Source organism: Patescibacteria group bacterium, from assembly GCA_034659915.1.
Classification (GTDB): Bacteria; Patescibacteriota; WWE3; order JAUXAW01; family JAYEID01; genus JAYEID01.
Window position 1 is genome coordinate 25,019 of the sequence record JAYEID010000022.1, and the last position, 14,788, is coordinate 39,806.

Genomic DNA, 14,788 nt, shown 5'->3' on the forward strand with positions numbered 1-14,788 from the left:
TTTGGTTTCTCATCCCGATACCGCTAGGAAGCGAATCGGGATTCGAAACAGAACTCTAACATGTTTATAGATATCTTCAAGCCCTAATCACAACCAAAAGCTCGAAAATAACCACATTAAACGCAGGAGAGCCTAGGCGAATTTGACAGGTGTAGGGGGATCGTGTATTATAGAGTCACTGCCGAGTAGTATGTGTGCGAACGCAGTAACTAATTAACCAATTACCTAAAATTTAATAATACTTTGTAACTTGTAACAGGAAATTTTTGAGCGCAAGCTCAGTTTCCTGTTTTTTTTATAGGTAAACCATGATCGATAAGACAAATCTTAAAGTTGAATACGTTCCAGCAGAAGAGCTTAACCCGGCTGAGTATAACCCGCGGCAGTGGGAGGATTCAGCAGTAGCGCACCTTACTGAAAGTATTGAAAGGTTTGGGCTGGTAGATCCATTAATCGTTAACTCCGCACCAAACCGGGAAAATGTGGTTATTGGTGGCCACTTTAGGCTTCATATAGCAAAGGAGCTGGATATAAAGGAGGTTCCCGTTGTTTATCTTAATATCCCTGATGTTGAGCGGGAAAAAGAGCTTAATCTACGTCTTAACAGGAATACCGGAGATTGGGACTTGGAACTTCTAAAGGAATTTGACATTGGCGCTCTTTTGGATGTTGGTTTTGATGACGCTGATCTTAGTGATATTTGGGACGACGTTTTGGAAATTGAGGACGATTATTTTGATACGGAAAAAGAGTTGGAAGAGCTTGGGGAACCGGAAACTAAACCAGGACAGCTTTTCCAGCTGGGAAAGCACAAACTGTTTTGTGGCGATGCAACTAATGCAAAGCACGTTGCGAAACTCGTTGCAGATAACCAGGTAGATATGATTTACAACGACCCGCCATATAACATTTCTCTTGATTATAACAAAGGTATTGGCACCAGCGGTAAATACGGAGGAACCAAAACTAAGGATGATAAAACAAGGGAGGAATATACAGAGTTCATTCGCCGGGCATTGCAGAACTCGCTTAGCGTTGCCAAAGAAGATACTCATATCTTTACCTGGTGCGATGAGAATTACATCGGTTTAATTCAGGAGTTATATGCCCAGCTTGGAATAAGCTTGAAAAGAGTATGCCTTTGGATCAAAAATAATCAAAATGTAACTCCGCAAATTGCCTTTAACAAGGCCTATGAACCTTGTGTTTACGGAACAATTGGTTCACCTTTTCTTTCGGAGAAAATCAGAAACCTGACTGAAGTTCTAAACAAAGAAGTAGGTTCCGGAAACAGGTTATTGGACGACATTGAGGATTATTTAAATATTTGGCTCACAAAAAGACTACCCGCGCAAGATTACGAGCATCCAACAGAAAAGCCTCCAACACTACACGAAAAGCCTCCAACACTACACGAAAAGCCTCTCAGGCGTTGTACAAAGCCGGGGGACGTTATCCTGGACCTTTTTGGCGGTTCGGGGTCAACCCTAATCGCTTGTGAACAACTTAAAAGAACAGCTTATTTGATGGAGATTGAACCAATATTTTGCGATTTGATAATTCGCAGATTTGAAAGGATTTCTAATGAAAAAGCAAGACTTATCAATTAAAACCGGAGACATTTTTAAACTTGGTGAGCACCGTTTGTTATGCGGGGATGCTTTGGAAGTTGATCAAATAAAAAAGTTTCTGAAAGGAAAAAAGATTCAATTGATTCTTACCGATCCGCCCTACGGAGTTTCCTATGTAAAAAGCAAAAACGCTATTGGCCGGAAACCTTGTGTTAGCAGAAAAATTAAGAACGACGCAATAGATACACCGCAAGAATATCAAAACTTTACCAAAAAATGGCTAGAGGCCGCAGTTCCTTACCTAAAAAGAAAGAACGCTTATTACATTTTTAATTCCGACAAAATGATTTTCTCCTTGCACGACGGCCTTATTGGTGCAGGATTCAAGTTCGGACAACTTCTAATTTGGATTAAGAGTCAGCCTGTTATTGGAAGGAAAGATTACCTTCCTCAACACGAGCTAATTGCCTACGGTTGGTACGGAGTGCACAAATTCATGAAATCTAAGGACAAAAGTTTGCTTTTCCACCCCAAACCAGCGAAAAGCAAATTGCACCCAACTATGAAACCTGTTTCTTTGCTAAGGCGCTTGATTCTTAACAGCACAGAAATTGGTGAGGCTGTGTATGATCCTTTTGGTGGATCAGGCTCAACTTTGATTGCTTGCGAGCATACCGAAAGAAGCTGTTTGATGGTGGAAATGGATCCTGCTTATTGCGCAACGATTATTAAGCGTTGGGAAAAGTTAACCGGAGCGAAAGCAGAGAAACTAAAGGAGGTAACCAATGATAAAAGATAAAGAACTAACAACTGTAGAAGCGAGAATTATCAAAAATAAGAAATTGCTTCTAGAGCAACTCAAAAAAACTCCCATAATCCAAGTGGCTACGGAGAAGGTGGGCATTAGCCGGGCAACTTATTACCGTTGGCGTAAAGAGGACAAGAACTTTGCTGAAGAAGCGGAAGAAGCAAAACGGGAAGGTATTCAGTTGGTAAACGACATGGCGGAGTCGCAACTTTTGGCTGCAATTCGAGATAGAAATATGACCGCCATAATTTACTGGCTTAAGCATCACCACGTAGATTATTCCACGCGTATTGAAATAGCTGGAAAAATAAGACACGAACACTACGAATTAACAGCTGAGCAAAAAGACTTAATGAAAAAAGCAATTAGATTAGCATTGCCAGAAGCAGAGGAGGATAACACGCATGAAAAGTAATCCATTAAAAATTACAGAAAAAGAGTTTAAAGAACTAGAAGAGCTAATAGAAAAGGACGCGCAGTTTAGAAAGCAACTAGCTAAGGAAAGCCATTTTTGGTTTTTCTACACCTACTTTTCTCACTACATTACGTATAAACCTGCGCATTTCCACAAAGAAATGTTTGCACTGACTGAAGATGACGATGTGCGTTTAGCTGTGATTGTTGCTTTCAGAGGCTCTGGTAAATCAACTATTATGTCCCTCAGTTACCCAATTTGGGCAATATTGGGCAAACAACAGCGTAAGTATCCGCTCTTGGTTGCACAAACACAGCCGCAAGCTCGACAGCTATTAGGTAATATAAAATCAGAATTTGAAAACAATAAGCTCTTGATTAGCGATTTTGGACCTTTTGAAGAATTTGCGGACGAATGGCGTTCGGAAACACTAGTGTTACCAAAATACGGAGCTAGAATTTCAGCCATTTCTAGTGGCGAAAATGTGCGCGGGATTCGGCATAAACAAACTAGACCTGACCTTATTGTTTGTGATGATGTTGAAGACTCTAATTCTGTTAGATTTAGAGAAAATAGAGACAGAACTTATAACTGGTTTGTTGGTGACATCATTCCTGCTGGCGACTTAAAAACAAAAATCGTAGTTGTTGGAAATTTACTGCATGAGGATGCGCTAATAAATAGACTTCAAAGCGATATTGTTAATAACGAGAGGACTGGAGAATTCAAAGCATATCCGCTAGTGGACGCTGGGGGAAAAACTCTTTGGCCGGATAAATTCCAAAACAAAGATGCAATTGAAAAAGAAAAAGCAGTGGTTGGAGAATCTGCATTGTGGGAAAGAGAATATTTACTGAGAATTGTTCCTACCGCAGATGTGTTAGTGCGAAGAGACTGGATACGGAAATACAACTCTTTACCAAATAAAAGCGAAGAATTACCTCATTTAGCAATTGCAGCTGTTGATTTGGCTATATCACAAAAAGACTCAGCGGATTTTACCGCTATGGTTTCTGCTTATATTTACGGATTTGGTGAGGACATGCGTGTTTACTTATTACCTCATATGGTTAACAAACGGTTACAGTTTCCGGATACTTGTAAAGAGGTTCAGAACTTGGCAAAGCAGATCCAAATTGGCAGCAGACGGCCATTGATTTTGGTTGAACATGCCGGTTACCAGGAAGCTTTAACGCATCAGTTAAAATTAAAGGGCTTGCGCGTAGAGGGAAGAAAAGTGGCCGGAAGAGATAAACGAGAACGCTTGTCGCTTGTCACGGACTACATCCAGTCTGGAAAAGTGCTGTTCCCTAAACGAGGTGCTGATTTGTTGATCCAGCAATTAACTGGTTTTGGGATTGAGCGTCATGATGATCTTGCAGATGCATTTTCTATCTTGATGAACAAAATAATTGAATCGGATAGTAATAGCAGTGGGGGCCTAATTATTGGATTACGTAATCCGATTTTTAATCCGAGAGAACTAGGAGAGGGTCCGGTCGGATTTGGGAATATTAGGGACAAAGTATTCTAATTTCTCCCAGACTACATAAAGCTCTGGATATTTAGAACCTTAGCGGTATCATTACCCCTGCAATGGAAACTGGCGAGCAAAAAGAAGTTGAATATTGCCTCTACGCAAGGAAATCAAGCGAATCCGACGAGCGGCAGGCAATGTCAATAGATTCTCAAATTAAAGAAATGGGAGAGCTGGCAGAAAAGAATAGCTTGAACGTGAAAGAGATTAGAAGGGAAAGCCACTCGGCAAAAGTTTCCGGGCAGAGGCCTGTTTTTAACGGGATTCTCGAAGATTTAACAAACAAAACCTTTAATGGTATATTAACTTGGTCACCGGACAGATTGAGCCGAAATGCGGGGGATTTGGGAAGGTTAGTTGACTTAATGGACGGTGGGGCACTTAGACAGATACGAACATTTTCACAAAGCTTTGGCAACAATCCCAACGAAAAGTTCTTGTTGATGATCCTCTGTAGTCAAGCAAAGCTGGAAAATGATAATCGTGCCTTGAGCATTAAGAGAGGAATCCGAGCAAAGTGTGAAATGGGTTGGCGGCCGGGCGTAGCACCACTCGGCTACTACAACCGATCTTTTGGTGGAGTGAAAGATATTGTTGTGGACCCCGAACGTGCGCCAATTATCAAAGAAATGTTTAAGCGGGTAGCGAAATACGAGCACAGCGGAAGAACTATAAAGAGGTGGCTCGACAAAATTGGATTTACATCTCGCAATGGAAATGAAATCGCGCTTAGCTATGTATATACAATGCTTAAAAACCCCTTTTACTACGGGGAATTCGAATACGGTGGTAATTGGTATGAAGGAGCACATGAACCTTTAGTTTCAGAAGAGCTATTCGATCAGGTGCAGGACCAACTGAAAACACCTCGAAAGACAAAATGGGGAAGTAAGAAATTTGCGTTCAAAGGTTTGTTTACTTGTGCTGGGTGTGACGGGGGTGTTATTGGGGAGGAACAATTTAAGGAGCTTAAGGATGGAACGCTGAACAGACACGTTTATTACCATTGCAGTCGGTCGCGGGATTACGATTGTAAAGAACCCTACATTAACGAGAAAGATTTAATAAAAGAACTAATCGACCTTGTTGAATCTTTAGGAAAAGAAAATTTGGAACCAAAAGAAGCTTTACGTGCCAAGTTTTTAGAATACAAAAAGATTGCCAACGGGGTTCTAGACAAAGAAGATGCAAATTGCGATATAAGCTTCGCTGATTTTGCAAAATATGTGCTTACCAAAGGCACTCTCCAGGAAAAACGGAAGCTAGTTAAAGGCCTCAACCTCAATTTAGTCCTCCAGAACCGAAAAATCAAAATTAAATAAGAAGTTAATAAGATAACAAAGGGGTTTCTTTGGTTCGGGGTGCTCAATCCTCATGGGGAGGATTGGTCTTTCGGCGCGAAAGCACAGGATGGTTGCGGGGCGTGGATTTGAACCACGATCGACGGCTTCAGAGGCCGCTGTCCTACCGTTAGACGACCCCGCATTATGATTTCAAGGTCTCTCTTAAAATTAATCTCAAACCCTTTCTCCCTTTAGTTGTTTTTAGATATTGCTCTCGTCTTCTAGCATCTTTTTCCGATACAAACATCTCAGCGTATATTAATTTTAATTTTTCAAGATTATATCTTTTTGTGGTATGAACTTTTCCCCGTTTGTGATCTTTAAGACGTTGTTCCAAATCTGCAGTAAAACCAATATAAAACTTTTGCTTGTCGTAAAGAACATAAACGTAGAACATAACTTGGTTAAGAGAGCTTCAGTCCAGAACCAGAATAAATTCGGTTCTGGACTGCCCAGTACCGATCTTTGATCTGGTACTGGGCAGAGGCCGCTGTCCTACCATTAGACGACCCAGCAACGTATAATAATTATAACGTATTTAGGCGCTTTTGTGGAGTTTTTTGTTTTTCAAAACATAACTTTTCTTGACTTCTTTTCTTTTCTGTGCAACTATTTTTACAGTTATCTATGAATTTAAAACAGGCTTTTCTTCTGGGTCTAACATTTGGAATCTTTCCTTTTTTGATTTTTGGTGCGGGCAGAGTTAATGCTGCTTTGGTTATTGATAATTTTGGCAATCTTATTTATCAGGTGGAAGGAGATGTATTGGCACAGCCTTTTGAGACACCTCCTGGATTAGATAGGGCAGATTCTGCAGAGGAAGATCTAGAGGAGGATGAGGATGGAGAAACCTCGGATTCCGCCGAGTCTGCACCGGGTCAGCAAAAGAGTACGCCTAGAGAGCGAATAATTTTGCGGGAAGCACCTCCGGGTTTGGGAAGTGAATCTACTTCTTCGGCTAGGTCTAATATTATCAAGCTTCAACATGCTAAGGATAATCGTCTTAAAGTTCAGGAAATAGGTGGATCAGAAGAAAGTACTTCTAGTGCGGAATTAGAAGTGGAAGATCACTGGTTGCGGGGTAGGACTACGATAAGGTCAGATGGGGTTTCATATGAGATTATTCGCAATAGGACTGCTGCAAAAACTCACTTTCCACTTTCTGTTAATCTGAATTCAAATGAATTAATTGTAACTACGCCCTCCGGTGAAAAAGTAGTTACTGTTCTTCCTGATGAAGCTGTTGAAAACATGTTAGCAGCTAATGTTTTGGATCAGATTGGTGGTAAAGGTGCTTTAAATTGGTTAGAAACTACGCTAGAGTCAACTCCGACAGCAGAAGAGTCTACACCAGCTAGTTCTCTTGAAGCTACTGAGCCTGGTGTTTTAACAGAAGGAGCAGGAGAAAGTGAGATTGAGCTGACCCAAACAAGCGAGGGTGTGTTAGCTTACGAAATACCAGGAATAAAGCAAAAGAAACTATTTGGTCTTTTTGATGTTACCTTAGATCGGGTTGTAGTTGTTTCTGCTGAAACTGGGGAACTGTTAGGAGTTAGGGAAAGCCTTATTCAGCGTTTGGTCAGTATCCTCTCCGTTGGCTAATAATCTTCTCTTATTTAGATCTATCTTTTGAGGTTTTTAAATATTTGTAAATACTGTTTGCAGCAACAGCACCCTCTCCGCATGCTGTAATTGCTTGCCTAAATTTATTTGAGCCTGTGGTTATATCTCCAGCAGCGTAGATTCCGTTAATGTTTGTTGATTGGTTTGAGTTTATTTTAATATAATCGCTACTATCCTTGGCTAAGTTTAAACTTTGGTCCAAAGTGGTTTCTGGTTCAGATCCAATTTCAATAAACAATCCCGCTACTTCTAAGTTATTTTTTTCTTGGTAAGGCTTATCAAGGTTTATTTTTTCTAATCTGTTTTTTCCTTGTAGCCCTGTTACATTAGTATTATAGATTACCTCTATTTTTGGATTATTTTTTACCTGTTCAACCCACGCTGTTGTACCTCGTAGCTGGTCTCTGCGATATATTTGGAAAACCTTTTTTGCTACGTCAGCTAGTACTAAAGAAGCGGTATGTGCTGCGTCCGATCCTCCTACTACTGCAACTCTTTTATTTCTGAAAAACATTGCATCACAAGTTGCGCAGTAGGAAACACCCTTTCCCAGAAAGTCTTCTTCTCTGGGTAAGCCAAGTTTTCTTCTTTTAGTCCCAGTAGCAATAAGGACAGTTTTTGTTTGGTAATCCGTTCCCTGCGATGTTTTTATTTTGAAAAATGAATTGTTTTTTTCTATTTTTTCTACTCTGTCTTGAATTACAGTACCACCTTCTTCTTCTAGATGCTCTTTCATTTGTTTAGCTAATTCGCTACCCCCGATTTCTCTTCTTGTTGGAAAATTACATATTTTGTGTGCATCTGTAATTAAGCCACCAAGGCTTTTACCAATAACGAGATTTTTGATCCGGTAACGCGTGGCATAAATTCCAGCTGTGTATCCCGCAGGACCAGCGCCAATAATAATTAGGTCATAGAGGTTTTCTTGAGGTGTAGCGTTATTCATTTTATTTGTATATTTAACTATACCATAATGTTTTTTAGGAAAGAACAAAGTTCTTGTAAGTTAATAATGCAGTACCCTTTTGAAAAAATTAGGGTATGTGTTACCATTATCCCGTGGTTGATTTTAGGCAAGTTAAGAACAGCTTAAAAAAGAAGATATTGGAACTTCCTCCAATTGTTCCTTTAGCATTAGTTCCCATTGTATTGATTGCTGCTTTGTACTTCCGTTTTCGCGGTGATATTGTCGCAGCTAGAGTTAATGGCGAAGCTATTTCTCGATTAGCCTTAATTCGTGAGTTGGAAAGATCTTATGGACAGCAAGCTTTGGACAATCTAGTAACTAGGAAGTTGGTAGAGCAGGCAGCTGAGGAAGAAGATATTTCCCTTAATTCTGTTGATGTAAGTTTGGAGCTAGCAGAGATTGAGAAAACTGCAGAGCAACAGGGCCAAGATTTGGATCAGGTTTTGGGTCAGCAGGGTTTTAATCGTGAAGATTTGATAAAAGAGCTGAGGTTTCAAAAGGTTATTGAGGAGTTAGCTAGTTCTGATGTCTCAGTTTCCCAGGATGAGGTAGATCAATATTGGCAGGAGAACCAGTCGTTATTTGGTGAGGATGCAGAAAAAGTAGAGGTAGAGCCTCAGATTAGAGAAATGATCAAAAATCAGAAGGCAAACGAGCAAATTCAACAGTGGCTTTCTGGTTTGCGGAATGAAGCAAATATTAAGTACTTCTTAGACTTCTAACCATATATTTTTTTAGCTACAGTTTTTGCGCATTTTTAATTTTGTACTTCCCTACTCTGGTTCTTTTTATATGTAAGCTTAATGCGCCTGTACTTGTTAACTTTCCTAGGTTGTTTGCGATTCCTCGAATATAAGTTCCACTAGAGCATGTTATTTTGAACTGCATTACGGGAAATTCTTCTACCCTACTTTTTCTGAAATAATTTTTCCATCTTTTGATAATCTCTTTTTGTCGAAACTTGCCTTCTACTTTTGAAATGCAACTAATAGCAAGATTTCTTAGTTTCTCTGCTTCTAATTTATAGCTTTTTAAAAAGTGGCTTTCGAAAATGATAATCTCTTTTTCTGGAATTTTTATTTCGTTTATCTTGCCCTCTTTTGCCCACTGGAATAACGGTTTTCCATCTATGCGGTAGGAGGAAAACGGGGGGTACTTTTGTTTTCTTTTTCCAACTAGATTTTTAATGTAGTCTTTGACTAATTCTTTATTTATTGAAACTTGAGCATTTTCGGAAGTTCTGGGTTCATTTTTCACCATGCCTAGAAGATCGTACGTATCTGTTTCTAGTCCAAACAATACTTTAAATTTATACTCTTTATCTAGGCTTTGGTATTCTTCGCGTTTTTTATTTTCCTTATCTATTAAGAGGATTAAAACCCCTTCCGCCATGGGGTCCAGCCGCCCGGCATAACTAATTGTGCTTTCGGCGTATTCTGTCCGTTCTTCTTTTAACTTTTTCACTATCTGATACGGAGTTGTCCCCATTGGCTTGTAGATGTTCAGAGCTTTATACATATTTGTATTTTAACATTTAGTTGTACCTTGGGGCGATATTGAAAGTTATAGTTGTTTTGTTGTGCTATAATATATTTAGGCTGGTAATCGAATAACTACTTCACAGTAAAGGGGGTGCACGGTGGCTAGAGGATTAGGTTTTTTGGAACGTGATGCGGAGATAACACTAGCCTTTTCAGGGAGATATGTTGGTATCTTGGAGGGGAGTATTGGCCCCACAATGGAGAACGACGGGTTTCTCGACATTGAGTTGAAAGAGTGTGCCTGTGCTGATTTTTTTAAGTTTCTATCAGTATTGGCAGGCCCGGTTGGTTCTTTGTTTTCGAGAGAACTCGCAAGGAATATGCGGATGGAGCAGGGTCGTGTGATGAAAGCTCTGTTGTCCTGTATCGAAGAGGTGGGGGCACCTCAAGGTACTTTGTCACTACTGTGTTTGCGCTCATATAGGCAAGCAATAGCTAGTACCCCTATGAAGGTAGAATTAGTGGGTACTTATAATGGTGCACCTGAACGATCCCTGAGCGATTTTCTGGAATTTATTACTCAGGATATTGCTAGTGGGATCTTGGACCGATTTTCCTTACGGTTGGCTCAGGAACTGGGGATTGAAGGCTCAGAGGTACGCAGGGCTTTTAATGCTTTGTGTTGGGAATACGGTATAAAAAACCAACCGAAGTCAAGTTGTTAGTAAAAGAATAATGAACCGTTGGCTTGTGGTTTCAAGTTACTACCACCCGTAAGCCAGCGGTTTTTTTTTTATCTTGTTTTATAGTATTTTTCCAACCCTGGGTTGGAATAGCAACTTAGTTGGGTTACAGTTGTTGTGTCAGCGTGTTGGTATTTTAGTACATCAGAGGCTTTTCTGAGGTTGTTCTATGCAAGTGGTTTGACTAGAACAAAGCCTTGGTTCTCATACGAAAATGAAGGCTTTAATTTTGTTGAGAATTTAAAAAAGATCTACCTATTAGGACAACGATATTTAGTCCTAAGGACTAAATATTCCTGTAAGGATAGGGCTTTCGTGGTTTAGGGGTACAAGGTGGTACAATATGGGAAGTGGAGTTTGAGAAATCTATTTTCGAATATGCTGGCGTAAAAACTGTTTATTATACTGTGGGGGAAGGGACTCCCCTACTCTTTTTTCATGGTGGTGGGGGCTGGGCATTGGTTTATAAAGATACGCTGGAAGAATTAGCGAAAGATTTTTTAGTTGTTGCACCTGATTTGCCTTGTTTTGGAGAATCAGACACTCCACCAGAGCCGTGGGATTTTTCTGACTATGCTTCTTATTTTTCTCAAATTCTTAAAAGTTTAGATCTTAGTAATGTTTTGGTGGTTGGTCATTCTTTTGGTGGTGGGGTTGCCTTACATTTGGCAAGTAAGAGCACACGTGTAAAAAAAATGGTACTTATTGACTCTTTAGGTATACCTCTAGATTGTACTTTTCGCGAACTTTTAGTTCGCGTTGTTCAAGATTTTGCTAAAAGTTACGAGAGTGTTTTGGAAAGAGAGCAAACATCAGATTTACTTAGGGCGTGGTTTAGGAAGAACGCCCCAGACATTTTTGAGAAGATGAAGACAGCTAAAAAGTGTGTGGAAAGCATGCACCCAGACTTTGGAAATTTTGAAAAACCAACTTTGGTTATATGGGGAAAAGAAGATGATGTATTACCTCTAAGCTACGGAAAAAAGCTTGCAGCAAGTATTCCAACTGCTGAGTTAAGAGTAGTTTCTGGTAAACATAAGAATTGCCTTTTTGAGCCACAAAAGTTTGCATCACATATCCGAGAGTTTTCTTCTGAAACTTGAATTATTGATCTAACTAAAATGTACTATCCTCGAATGGTTAGAATTAAAAGCAAGTTTTTCATTTATTAAAAGTAAAGTATAGGTTTGTAAGACTATTAAAAGTAGGTTTATCTACAGTTAAGTACTAGAGCATGTGAAGACTTATAATAATTGTGTTATAATATTGGACACAGGTGTAGTTATGGGGCATGCGCTCTTAATTGCCTTTTCTTGCTCGAGAAGGTAAGAAAAGGGTTTAATAAAAATCTAGCGCACTTGGAGAGAACAATTAAAAGACTAGTTGAAGAAAGTTCTGCTTTGGAAAGTTAGTTTAACTTTTTGAAGCAGAGCTTTTTGTATAGCAAGGCACTTTAATAATCTGTTCTTATTTGGAAATGATTAAGTCAGCCTTTGACAAGGCTTTGTATAGAGAAGGAGTGTATATGGAGGTAAGGTCCCCTATCCATAGGGACAGACCCCTAGATGTTTGGGGAATGGATGAGTGGAAAAATGCCCGACCTAACGGGGACTCTGACGCTACAATAGTGAAAGCTATTGTGGAACCCACACTGGGATTAGGAACTGTATTTACATTACTTTGCCATGGTTGGCAAAGAAATTACCCCGGAGGTATAAGAATGGCTAAGATGCTTGTTGAAGTGCTTGAGGACCGGATCGGTTCTCATGTGGCAGGCCTGGTGGTTGATAATGGCTTGGAAACAATTGACGATGTTTTGGAAGCCTGCAATCAAGGAGAATTGCAGGAGATCAACGGAATCGGCTCCAAGCGCGCTGCAAAGGTGGAAGCCTATGCTGCTAGGGCTAAGATTCGTTCGGTCCTCGAAGCGTTGCCTGCTGGCTATGCTTCGGCCTGGACAGTGGCGGCGCAAGAGGCTTTGAGCGAGGCAGAAGAGGTACTGGATGAGAGTCCAGAGGTTGCACTCATTGCCCTGGGAGAAGGGCTAAAAGCTCTCGAGGAAGACGAGAAAGCCTTGGGAGTTAAGCAGGAGGGTGTGGATTCTGCGGTAGAGTCCGCAGAAAGTGAGGTCGAAGAGACGGAAGCTGTAGAACGCTGCCCGCGCTGCGGGTGGGACGGCAACGGCGAGCCTGAGAGGGCTATTGAATGGAAGGTTACCCTTCCTGAAACAGAGAAAAGCATGCAGGTTTGCCGTAAATGCGCCCAGTCTATGGTCCAGCTGTCAGGCTATGTGTGTGAAGGACTTGATCTTCACCTCTGTGCCTGCGGTGAGCCAGTAGATCGGCTTGCTGAGAGCGGAATGGCTCGCAAGTTGGGACACTTGGCTGGCACTTGTCAGTTATGCAAGGCGAAGAGCCTTGCCAAAGAGGGGGCCGACGTTACCTATAAGCAAGACGTTCCCGCCAGAGTGATCTGGTTTGATGGGGACGAGAAGCCGTACGGATTCCTTTCCTGTGTCGGCATTCGTGACCAGGTTTTTGTACACGAGAATCAAGTGTGCACCGACTTGGTGGCTGGGCAGAAGGTCCATGCTGGGCGAGTCGTAGTGACCCTGCAGGGGCTTCAAGCGCAGGATGTGCGCACAGTGCGCATGTCGGGCACTGTTAAGTGGTTTGACCATAGCAAAAACTATGGTTGGATCGCTACTGATGAGGAGGACTTGTTTGTTCACGCGTCTCAGGTTAGCGGTGCCTCCCTTTGGCGCGGTGACAAGGTCGAATTCGGCCTTGCTCAAAGCGAGAAGGGTTGGTAGGCTGTCCAGGTGGTTATTCTGGAGAAGTCTGCTCAGCAAGCTGAAGAGTCATCGGAAGCTGCTGAAGAGCCTGAAGGCACTTTGGCCAGGGGCAAGCTCAAGTGGTTCGACAGCACGAAGGGTTTCGGTTTCGTTAAGCGCGACAGCGTGGTTTGCGAAGCTGGCGAACCCATTGGTGAGGTGCAGGAGGGGGAGAACGATGTGTTCTTCACCCGTCAGCACTTGGCGGATAGTGACCTTGAGTTTGAAGAGGGCACGCCTGTTTCGTTCCAGCTAGTTTGGAGCGAAGACGGAAAGCCTCAGGCCCGTGACGTTCGGGAGCTTGACGTGGAGGAGGAATCCAAAGCCGAAGAGCCCGAGCCAGAGCCCTTTAACATATGCGGGTTTGTAGCTCGTGCGTGGGAAGAAGGTCAGCTGGATTGGGATGCGCGGGCAAGGATTCTTATTGTCCAGGCAGAAGCTATTGCTCCAGACTCGAAGGAGCTTGCTGAGGCTCGAGACTTTGTGTCCAAAGAGCCTCCCCGACCGCTAAGTGCCGCTAAAGCAGCCGCAGAGGCAGTGGTGACGGAAGTCATTGCTACAGCGGCGGCTGAAGTCGTTTCTTCGGGTTACGTTGAAAGCCCAGGGGCTTTTGCTGAACCTATGCAGGTAGCGAAACGCCTGAGCCTTGCGCATGATCAGCCTGAGGAGGCTGTTCATGAGGCTCAGAAACAGGCTATTCAAATGCTCGACATTGCTTCGGAAGAGCGCAAGGTTTCTTACGAGAGACTTCGCGAGCTTTTCGAGGCTTTGGAGGAGGCCCGTAGGCAGGCCGAGGAGGAAATCCTCGCCGGTGACGCGCCTTCGGAGCAGGAGGAGCCTGTGACTGAGCAGGAGCAAGGCGAGCAATCTCTTGTTTCTGAGTACGTTGCCCCTGATTATGAGGAGCAGATGGCTTTTGGGCCGGATGACGGAGACTCGATTTCTGAAGATGAGGAACAAATCTCTGAAGAAATCGAGGATCCCGAACCCTCTGTGGGCGAGCAACTCTGTGAGCTGCTCGTAGAGCTTTCCAAAAGGTCGTTCCGCTGTTGTCCGGAGCTCCATGAAGACTATGTGGTACTCGCGCAAGAGATAGACGCGCGTGCGCGTGGTAGAAACTTGTCTTCTGAGGAACTCCCCGACTTTTTGGAACGGGCACGCCTCATCAATGAACGACTTAATGAAGCTGAAGCTGCGGAGATGGAGGAGCTTGTTTCCCAGGTAGCGCAGCGAGAGGGAATCCCGCGCTATGTTGCAGAAGGGAACGGCAAAGTTCCCATTCAGAAAAACCAGCGTCCCGAAATGATGCTGGAACTTGCATAAGAAAGTAACAGGCTGTCACTCCAGCCTAGTTCAAAAACATTTTTTACCAGATCGTTTGGTAGAAAGTGGTGAGTGACACTAAGAGCTGAGAGCGAGCAAACCAATTCGTTACGGTTAATCCGTATGGTTTGTGAGCAATCAGCT

14 protein-coding genes and 1 tRNA gene are annotated in these 14,788 nt (G+C 42.3%); 11 read left to right on the plus strand and 4 right to left on the minus strand.

Going from position 1 to position 14,788, the window contains the following annotated elements; genetic code table 11:
• Positions 1-308: 308 nt before the first annotated feature.
• From U9M98_03655 to U9M98_03675, 5 genes are all read left to right on the plus strand, one after another.
• The gene (locus tag U9M98_03655) at positions 309-1,610 is read left to right on the plus strand and encodes a DNA methyltransferase (protein MEA2020777.1); all 1,302 of its coding nucleotides are present in this window, start codon (positions 309-311) and stop codon (positions 1,608-1,610) included.
• A complete protein-coding gene (locus U9M98_03660) occupies positions 1,585-2,370 on the plus strand; it encodes a site-specific DNA-methyltransferase (protein MEA2020778.1) in 786 nt (261 codons plus the stop codon). Before U9M98_03655 ends, U9M98_03660 begins: the two co-directional genes overlap by 26 nt.
• On the plus strand, positions 2,357-2,794 hold the full coding sequence (locus U9M98_03665; GenBank protein MEA2020779.1) for a phBC6A51 family helix-turn-helix protein: 438 nt from the start codon (positions 2,357-2,359) through the stop codon (positions 2,792-2,794). Before U9M98_03660 ends, U9M98_03665 begins: the two co-directional genes overlap by 14 nt.
• Positions 2,784-4,328 (plus strand): phage terminase large subunit, encoded by a 1,545-nt coding sequence (terL, locus tag U9M98_03670; GenBank protein MEA2020780.1) that lies wholly within the window; start codon positions 2,784-2,786, stop codon positions 4,326-4,328. Before U9M98_03665 ends, terL begins: the two co-directional genes overlap by 11 nt.
• A gap of 62 nt (positions 4,329-4,390) precedes the next feature.
• Positions 4,391-5,653 carry a recombinase family protein gene (locus tag U9M98_03675; protein MEA2020781.1) on the plus strand — a complete coding sequence of 421 codons (1,263 nt, stop codon included), beginning with the start codon at positions 4,391-4,393 and terminating at the stop codon, positions 5,651-5,653.
• Between the two features lie 89 nt (positions 5,654-5,742).
• Here the strand turns inward: U9M98_03675 and U9M98_03680 are convergent.
• A tRNA-Gln gene (locus tag U9M98_03680) sits at positions 5,743-5,816 on the minus strand.
• Positions 5,817-6,071, minus strand: a complete 255-nt coding sequence (locus tag U9M98_03685) for a GIY-YIG nuclease family protein (GenBank protein MEA2020782.1) — start codon at positions 6,069-6,071, stop codon at positions 5,817-5,819.
• 230 nt (positions 6,072-6,301) lie between these two features.
• Between U9M98_03685 and U9M98_03690 the strand changes: the two genes are divergently transcribed.
• Entirely contained in the window at positions 6,302-7,276 is a 975-nt protein-coding gene (locus U9M98_03690; GenBank protein MEA2020783.1) for a hypothetical protein, read from the plus strand.
• 10 nt (positions 7,277-7,286) lie between these two features.
• Here the strand turns inward: U9M98_03690 and U9M98_03695 are convergent, their stop codons facing one another.
• On the minus strand, positions 7,287-8,243 hold the full coding sequence (locus U9M98_03695) for an FAD-dependent oxidoreductase (protein ID MEA2020784.1): 957 nt from the start codon (positions 8,241-8,243) through the stop codon (positions 7,287-7,289).
• 95 nt (positions 8,244-8,338) lie between these two features.
• On the opposite strand from U9M98_03695, the gene U9M98_03700 reads away from it, so the two are divergent.
• A complete protein-coding gene (locus U9M98_03700) occupies positions 8,339-8,986 on the plus strand; it encodes a hypothetical protein (GenBank protein ID MEA2020785.1) in 648 nt (215 codons plus the stop codon).
• A gap of 16 nt (positions 8,987-9,002) precedes the next feature.
• Here U9M98_03700 and U9M98_03705 read toward each other — a convergent pair whose 3' ends face one another.
• Complete coding sequence (locus U9M98_03705) at positions 9,003-9,782, minus strand: hypothetical protein (protein MEA2020786.1); 780 nt, start codon at positions 9,780-9,782, stop codon at positions 9,003-9,005.
• A gap of 121 nt (positions 9,783-9,903) precedes the next feature.
• Here U9M98_03705 and U9M98_03710 point away from each other — a divergent pair, with 121 nt between their 5' ends.
• The 4 genes from U9M98_03710 to U9M98_03725 all read left to right on the plus strand — a co-directional run bounded on the left by U9M98_03710 (position 9,904) and on the right by U9M98_03725 (position 14,644).
• On the plus strand, positions 9,904-10,470 hold the full coding sequence (locus tag U9M98_03710) for a hypothetical protein (GenBank protein ID MEA2020787.1): 567 nt from the start codon (positions 9,904-9,906) through the stop codon (positions 10,468-10,470).
• Between the two features lie 368 nt (positions 10,471-10,838).
• Positions 10,839-11,591, plus strand: coding sequence for an alpha/beta hydrolase (locus tag U9M98_03715; protein ID MEA2020788.1), 753 nt, complete (start codon positions 10,839-10,841; stop codon positions 11,589-11,591).
• 374 nt (positions 11,592-11,965) lie between these two features.
• The gene (locus U9M98_03720; GenBank protein MEA2020789.1) at positions 11,966-13,300 is read left to right on the plus strand and encodes a cold shock domain-containing protein; all 1,335 of its coding nucleotides are present in this window, start codon (positions 11,966-11,968) and stop codon (positions 13,298-13,300) included.
• Positions 13,301-13,309: 9 nt separating this feature from the next.
• Positions 13,310-14,644 (plus strand): cold shock domain-containing protein, encoded by a 1,335-nt coding sequence (locus tag U9M98_03725; protein ID MEA2020790.1) that lies wholly within the window; start codon positions 13,310-13,312, stop codon positions 14,642-14,644.
• Positions 14,645-14,788: the final 144 nt, after the last annotated feature.